This is a genomic window from Candidatus Binatia bacterium, assembly GCA_036382395.1.
GTDB lineage: Bacteria > Desulfobacterota > Binatia > HRBIN30 > HRBIN30 > JAGDMS01.
Map to the genome: position 1 here is coordinate 1 of DASVHW010000345.1, position 6,624 is coordinate 6,624.

Annotated in this window: 5 protein-coding genes; 2 read left to right on the plus strand and 3 right to left on the minus strand. The window is 64.5% G+C overall.

Translation table 11 applies throughout. The features are described 5' to 3' along the window. Positions 1-258 (minus strand): hypothetical protein (locus VF515_16515; GenBank protein ID HEX7409234.1); only part of this gene is annotated, 258 nt, incomplete at its 3' end. Between the two features lie 9 nt (positions 259-267). Between VF515_16515 and VF515_16520 the strand changes: the two genes are divergently transcribed. Further along, positions 268-3,021, plus strand: coding sequence for a hypothetical protein (locus VF515_16520; GenBank protein HEX7409235.1), 2,754 nt, complete (start codon positions 268-270; stop codon positions 3,019-3,021). A gap of 157 nt (positions 3,022-3,178) precedes the next feature. Here VF515_16520 and VF515_16525 read toward each other — a convergent pair whose 3' ends face one another. Together VF515_16525 and VF515_16530 are read right to left on the minus strand one after the other, a co-directional pair. Then, positions 3,179-4,036 (minus strand): ChaN family lipoprotein, encoded by an 858-nt coding sequence (locus VF515_16525; protein HEX7409236.1) that lies wholly within the window; start codon positions 4,034-4,036, stop codon positions 3,179-3,181. Between the two features lie 171 nt (positions 4,037-4,207). Continuing rightward, complete coding sequence (locus tag VF515_16530) at positions 4,208-4,462, minus strand: transposase (protein ID HEX7409237.1); 255 nt, start codon at positions 4,460-4,462, stop codon at positions 4,208-4,210. 171 nt (positions 4,463-4,633) lie between these two features. Here VF515_16530 and ppsA point away from each other — a divergent pair. Further along, on the plus strand, positions 4,634-6,624 hold a 1,991-nt coding region (ppsA, locus tag VF515_16535), incomplete at its 3' end, for a phosphoenolpyruvate synthase (protein HEX7409238.1).

Consider the following 6,624-nt stretch of genomic DNA (forward strand, 5'->3'; position numbering starts at 1 on the left):
ACGCAATCGCTCGGCCTCGAGCCCGAGCGATTGCCGGAACTGCAAACGCTCGCCTCGCTCCTGATTCACCCGCATCCGGCGCTCCGCGCCAAGCCATCCGAAATCGCCGCGAATCGGCTCGGCCAGCCACGCCTCTGGGGCTTCGGGCTCTCGGGTGATCTTCCAATCCTGCTCCTTCGCGCAGACCAGCCGAGCGAAATGGGTCTCCTGCGCGTCCTCATCCGCGGCCACCAGCTCTGGCGTCGGCGCGGGCTCCACGTCGATCTCGTGGTACTCCGCACGGACGTCTCCGGCTACGTGGAGCCGGTGCGCGAGCGCGTTCTCTCGCTGCTTCACGAATTGGGTGCACACGAGCTCTTGGGCCGCAGCGGCGGCGTGCACCTGCTCTTCGCGGACCAGATGAGAGAGGACGAGATGTGTCTGCTCGAATCCGTTGCGCGTGTCGTCCTCGACGAGTCGCGAGGCCCTCTTGCGCAGCAGCTTGCGGCTGCCGCCGAGCCGCGTACTAGGCCGCCGCTTTTTGAGCCCTCCGGGGCACGCATGCCGGACCAGACGGAGCCGGCGCTTCCCCGGCCAGCGAACCTGCGTTTCGACAATGGCCTCGGAGGCTTTACCGAGGACGGCCGGGAATATGCAATCCACCTCGAGCCGGGGGAGCACACGCCTGCTCCCTGGTGCAACGTTCTCGCAAACGACGAGTTCGGTTGCATCGTCACCGAAGCGGGAGGCGGATTCACCTGGGCGGTCAACAGCGGGGAGAATCGTCTCACCCCCTGGACGAACGATCCGGTCGCCGACCCGCCGAGCGAAGCGCTCTACCTGCGGGACGAGGAGACCGCGGAGATCTGGACGCCGACGCCGCAGCCGGCGGGGGCTGACGTCGCATTCGAGATTAGACACGGAGCAGGCTACACGAAGTGGCGACAACGTAGCCACGGGTTTGAGCAGGAGCTCGTCGTGTTCGTGCCGCCTGGCGGCCCGGTGAAGGTGGCGCGGCTGCGAGTGCACAACCTTCGGCCCCGGGCGCGGCGAGCAACGGCGACGTATTACGCCGAGTGGCTGCTCGGCGCTCTGCGCAGCGCCTCGCGGCCGTTAGTGGTGTGCGAGTACGATCCCGGTTGCCATGCGCTCCTGGCGCGCAACCATTGGAATCCCGACTTCAGCGAGCGGGTGGCATTCCTGACCTCGAGCCATCCGCCCCACAGCGTCACGACCGACCGGCAGGACTTTCTCGGCCGCGAGGGCGATCCGCGCAATCCCGCTGGATTGCTGCGGTGGGACCTCGGCGGACGCATCGAGCCCGGCGCCGATCCATGCGCAGCGTTCCAGGTGCATCTCGACATCGGTGCCGAGCAGACGACGGAAGTCGTATTTGTCCTCGGCCAGGGGCGCGATCGTGCGCACGCTGAAGAACTCGCGCGCCATTGGCAGGAACCGGGGCAAGTCGATCGCGCCTTCGAGGAGCTCAACCATCACTGGGATCGACTGCTGGGCGTGGTTCGCGTGCACACGCCAGACCCTGCCTTCGATCTGATGCTGAACAGGTGGCTCCTGTACCAGACCCTCTCCTCCCGCTTCCTAGCGCGGGCAGGCTTCTACCAAGCCGGCGGCGCGATTGGGTTTCGCGATCAGCTTCAGGATGTTCTTGCGCTCCTGTATGCTGACCCCGCCCGTGCGCGAGCGCACATCCTGGCCTGCGCCGCGAGGCAATTCGAGGAGGGCGACGTCCTCCACTGGTGGCACCCACCTCACGACCGTGGTGTGCGGACGCGATGCTCTGACGACCTCCTCTGGCTACCCTATGTTGCGAGCCATTATGTCGAAGCGACCGGCGACCTGTCTATCCTGAGTGAGGAGGTTTCATTCCTGCGCGGGGCGCCGCTCTCGCAGGACGAGGAGGACCGCTACTCCCGTTTCGACTCGACCTCTGAGCGGCGGTCGCTGTTCGAGCACTGCGAGCGTGCGTTGGAGCGTGGGGTTACGCAAGGCCCGCACGGCCTGCCATTTATCAGCTCGGGCGACTGGAATGACGGGATGAACCGTGTGGGCAGGCGCGGCCAGGGCGAAAGTGTGTGGCTCGCGTGGTTCGCAGTCGCCACGATGACCAGCTTCGCCGGATTGGCTGCCCGCCTGGGTCGAAGCAACCTCGCGCAGGGCTGGACGCGGCGTGCCCAGGAACTCCGACAGTCGGTCGAAGCAACCGCATGGGACGGACACTGGTATCTCCGCGCCTTCGACGACGACGGACGCCCGTGGGGTTCGGCCGCCTCCGACGAGTGTCGCATCGACTCGATCACGCAATCGTGGGCGGTGCTCGCCGGCGACAGCATCTCGGAGCGGGCCCGAGCGGCTGTCGAGGCGGCCTCCCGCGAATTGGTGCGCGATGACGACCGGCTGATCCGGCTTCTCTGGCCGCCCTTCCATGACACGCCCCGCGACCCCGGATATATCAAGGCCTATCCGCCGGGGATCCGCGAAAATGGAGGACAATACACGCACGCCGCGGCGTGGCTGGGCTTCGCCTTCGCCGGTATCGGCGATGGCGACAGCGCCGCGCACATCTTTGAACTCATGAACCCGATCCATCACGCGGCATCCCGTTCCGACGCAGAGCGCTTTCGCGTCGAGCCCTATGTGTTTGCGGCGGATGTAGCGAGTGTCGCGCCACATACGGGTCGCGGCGGCTGGACCTGGTACACAGGCTCCGCCGCCTGGACCTGGCGACTTGGCGTCGAGGCGATTCTGGGACTGCAGCTACGGAATGGCGAACTCCTCATCAATCCGGTCCTGCCCAAGCGCTGGGGTTCATTTGAGGCGGAGATAAAGGGGCCTGCGGGTGCGCTGGCGATCCGGGTCGAGGATCCGGATCACATCGGCCGGGGCGTTGTCGAGATCGTCGTAGATGGCTCGGCGATCGAGGGGGCCACCATCGCTTTCCCAACCGATGAGTCGGTGCGGCGGGTCGAGGTGCGCCTGAGGCAGCCGCCGGTATCCGAGACGCCGGTGCAACCCGCAAGGTAGCGGACGAAAAAGCCCTTCCTAAGGGGACTGCGGCGGGTTCCAGATACGCAGAAGCTCAAATGGCGCATCTTGATAGCGAGCGGGGTAAGTTTTTGGCTGGCTTGCCCCAAAGCGGATGACATGCCAAATCCGCTTTTGTTACCATGCTTATGTGTAGTCACGGAGCGGGTGGCACACCGAAAAGAACATCTGCAATTGGCGGGTCATGGATCGGGTAATCGGTATCCGCAGGCCAGGGCAGCGCGGTGGCTACACAGTTTACCCCTAACGCGGCGAGTTGGTGCGGCACACCGTTCCCGTATTCAATATGGCCACTGCCCATGATGCCGACGACCAACGGATGCCGCGCATCGCGCCGCGCGCCGGCGATTGCCTCGGCCATGGCGCGGTCCCAGAACTGCTGCGCGCTGACGAAACGTTCGAACCGTTCCAAGGCTGCATAGGCGTCCTGACCGGCGGCCGGGTGCTTGTTAAACCACTCAAACAGCCGCTCGCGATAAAACGAAGAGGCCGGTGCAGGATCGCCGACGCCCTCCCGCTCAGTGCTCGGCACGGATGCTAATCCTTGTGCCGCAACCCGACGGTTGGTCGCCCGATCAATATTGAGCGCCAGCATTGGCAAGCGATACATGCGGGCAAAATGGAATAGCGGCAGGTAGAGCGCATCGGCGAAGCCCCAGATCTGCGGCCAGTCGACCTCGCACAGGAAGTCGGATTCGTTCAGTTCGCCCTTGGACCAGCGGTCAAGCACCGGCTGAACGCGCCGCGGGAACATCTCGAAACCGAGGACCATGTCGGGTCTGTGGCTGAACAGCGCCATGATCGTATGAAGCTGCCAGCGATGGTGCTCCGCCTGATCGTGCGACTCGCCGAGCAGCACGACGCCGCGCTTGGCGAGCGCTATGAGCGCATCGCCTGGTTTTTCGCTGCTGCAAGGATAGACCCATGTGCCCAAAGGCACGCGGCGGGCGGACTGCGCTGCACGGACACCGGGTGGTCCCACTAGGCTCGCCATTACGAGACTCGACGTAAACAGGACAAGTGAATTGATGTGGCGCCCATCAACCCCGTCTGTATACCGAAAACCTCATCCGGCAAGGGTGGAAAAACTCGGCGAGGAAGTATTCCGCCGCCACGTGGTGGTTCTGGGTCACCGTCGACCGTCCCTGTCTTGCAATAGCCGCTGTCAATAGGGGTGGTGCTCGCCGATCCGGGCCAGCTTGTTGGCGAGCGCGGCTGCTAGAACGTTGCGATGTAGACGCCGCGCCGCAGCCGTGAGCCACGGTCCAAAGCTATGCTTCGCCCAGCTCATCGGTCGGAGCAGAATGGCGCGCGCGCCTTGTGCGAAGAGCATGCGCAGGTAGCGATTTCCACGCTTCGTGATGCGCCCAAGAATCGTGCGATTACCGGTCGAAACGGATGTCGCGTCGCTTCCGGCCATCGCGTCAGCGGCGTTTGTCGTGGCTTACGGTTTGAAGGGTTCCAGTTCGTGCGACCAATATCGCACCAATTTTATCTTATCGCGCAGCACTTTACGCCTTTTCGTTTGATGGAAATCAATGCCCGCGACCGTGCATTGGTTTCCATTATTGTTTCTAACAGAGGGCTCGGAATGTCGATCAACGACTATGTTCGCTGGTTTTCCGACATTCGCGTCGGCGATGTGGCGCTGGTCGGCGGCAAGAACGCGTCATTGGGCGAGCTTTACTCGACCCTTTCCAAACAGGGCGTGCGTGTTCCCAACGGCTTTGCGCTGACCGCCGATGCCTACTGGGATGCGCTGACCGCCGCAAAGGCGTGGGAGCGGCTGCACGCGCTTCTCGATGACCTGGACAAGCGGCAGGTTGACATCCTCGCCCAGCGCGCCGCCGAAGCGCGCGAGATCGTTTACCAGGCGACCGCGACCGGTCCGCTGCGCGAACAAGTCGATGCCGCCTATCGGCAGCTCGAGGCGGAATACGGCGCGAACCTTGCCGTCGCCGTGCGCAGCTCGGCCACGGCGGAAGACCTTCCCTCGGCGAGCTTTGCCGGCCAGCACGAGAGCTTTCTAAATATCAGCGGCGCCGACGATCTGTTCGAAACCTGCCGCCGCTGCTTTGCATCCATCTTCACCGACCGCGCGATCTCCTATCGCGTCGACAAGGGATTCGACCACTTCAAGGTCGCGCTCTCGGTCGGCGTGATGAAGATGGTGCGGTCGGATCGCGCCGCCAGCGGCGTCACTTTCACGTTGGATACCGAATCCGGCTTCCGTGATGTCGTGTTCATCACCGGCGTCTATGGGCTCGGCGAGAACATCGTTCAGGGCACCGTCGATCCCGACGAGTTCTACGTGCACAAGCCGACGTTTCGCGCGGGCCATCGGACTGTTCTGAGTCGCTCGCTGGGACGCAAGCAGATGCGCATGGTCTACGCCGAGCGCGGCGACGGCACCAAGAACGTGCCGGTCTCTGACGCGGAGCGTGGGCGGTTCTGCATCACCGATGCCGAGGTGCTCAAGCTTGCCGGCGATGCGATCACGATCGAGGACCATTACTCGAAAGGGGCCGGCCATCCGATGCCCATGGATATCGAATGGGCCAAGGATGGCGCTGACGGGCAGCTCTATATCATCCAGGCGCGGCCGGAGACGGTGATTTCACAACGAGCGCCGACGGGATTCGAGACTTACGCCCTCGGCGCGTCGGGCACGGTGCTGGCCACGGGCCGCGCGGTCGGCGAGAAGATCGCCGCCGGTCCGGTGCGGGTCATTGCCGACGCAAGTCAGCTCAAGGAATTCAAGCGCGGCGAGGTGCTCGTCGCGGAATCGACCACGCCGGATTGGGAGCCGGTGATGAAGATTTCCGCCGGCATCGTGACCGAACGCGGCGGGCGCACCTGCCATGCGGCCATCGTCGCGCGCGAGCTCGGCATCCCGGCCGTGGTCGGGGCGGCGGGCGCAAGAGATGCTCTGAAGACCGGCGCCATGGTGACGATCTCTTGCGCCGAGGGAGAGGTCGGCCGCGTGTACGAGGGGGCGCTTCCGATCAAGGCCACGCATGTGGACCTAAGCGAGGTCAAGCGCCCGCGCACCGAGATCATGCTGAACCTCGGCAATCCCGAGCTGGCCTTCCGGACGGCGATGCTCCCCAACGATGGCGTCGGCCTGGCGCGGATGGAATTCATCATCAGCGAGCACATCAAGGTCCATCCGATGGCGCTGGTCAGTCCGGAGAAGGTCGACTCGGCACAGGCGCGGCAGGAAATCCTTGAGCTCGTTCGCAACTACCCGAGGCCGGCGGATTACTTCATCGAAAAGCTGTCCGAAGGCGTCGGCATGATCGGGGCGGCGTTCTATCCCAAGCCGGTGATTGTCCGGCTTTCCGACTTCAAGACCAACGAATACGCGCGGCTCCTGGGCGGCGAGGGCTTCGAGCCGAAAGAAGAAAACCCGATGCTCGGATTCCGTGGCGCCGCCCGCTACGCGCACCCGGCCTATGCTGCCGGTTTCGCGCTCGAGTGCGCCGCGCTGCGGCGCGTGCGCGAGGACATGGGGCTGACCAATGTCCGCATCATGGTGCCGTTCTGCCGACGGGTGGAGGAGGCGCAGCGCGTCCTCGATGC

Excerpts from the sequence above, each read along its gene's own strand:
- VF515_16525 (HEX7409236.1), bottom strand. The coding sequence starts at position 4,036 with ATGGCGAGCCTAGTGGGACCACCCGGTGTCCGTGCAGCGCAGTCCGCC.
- VF515_16530 (HEX7409237.1), bottom strand. The coding sequence starts at position 4,462 with ATGGCCGGAAGCGACGCGACATCCGTTTCGACCGGTAATCGCACGATT.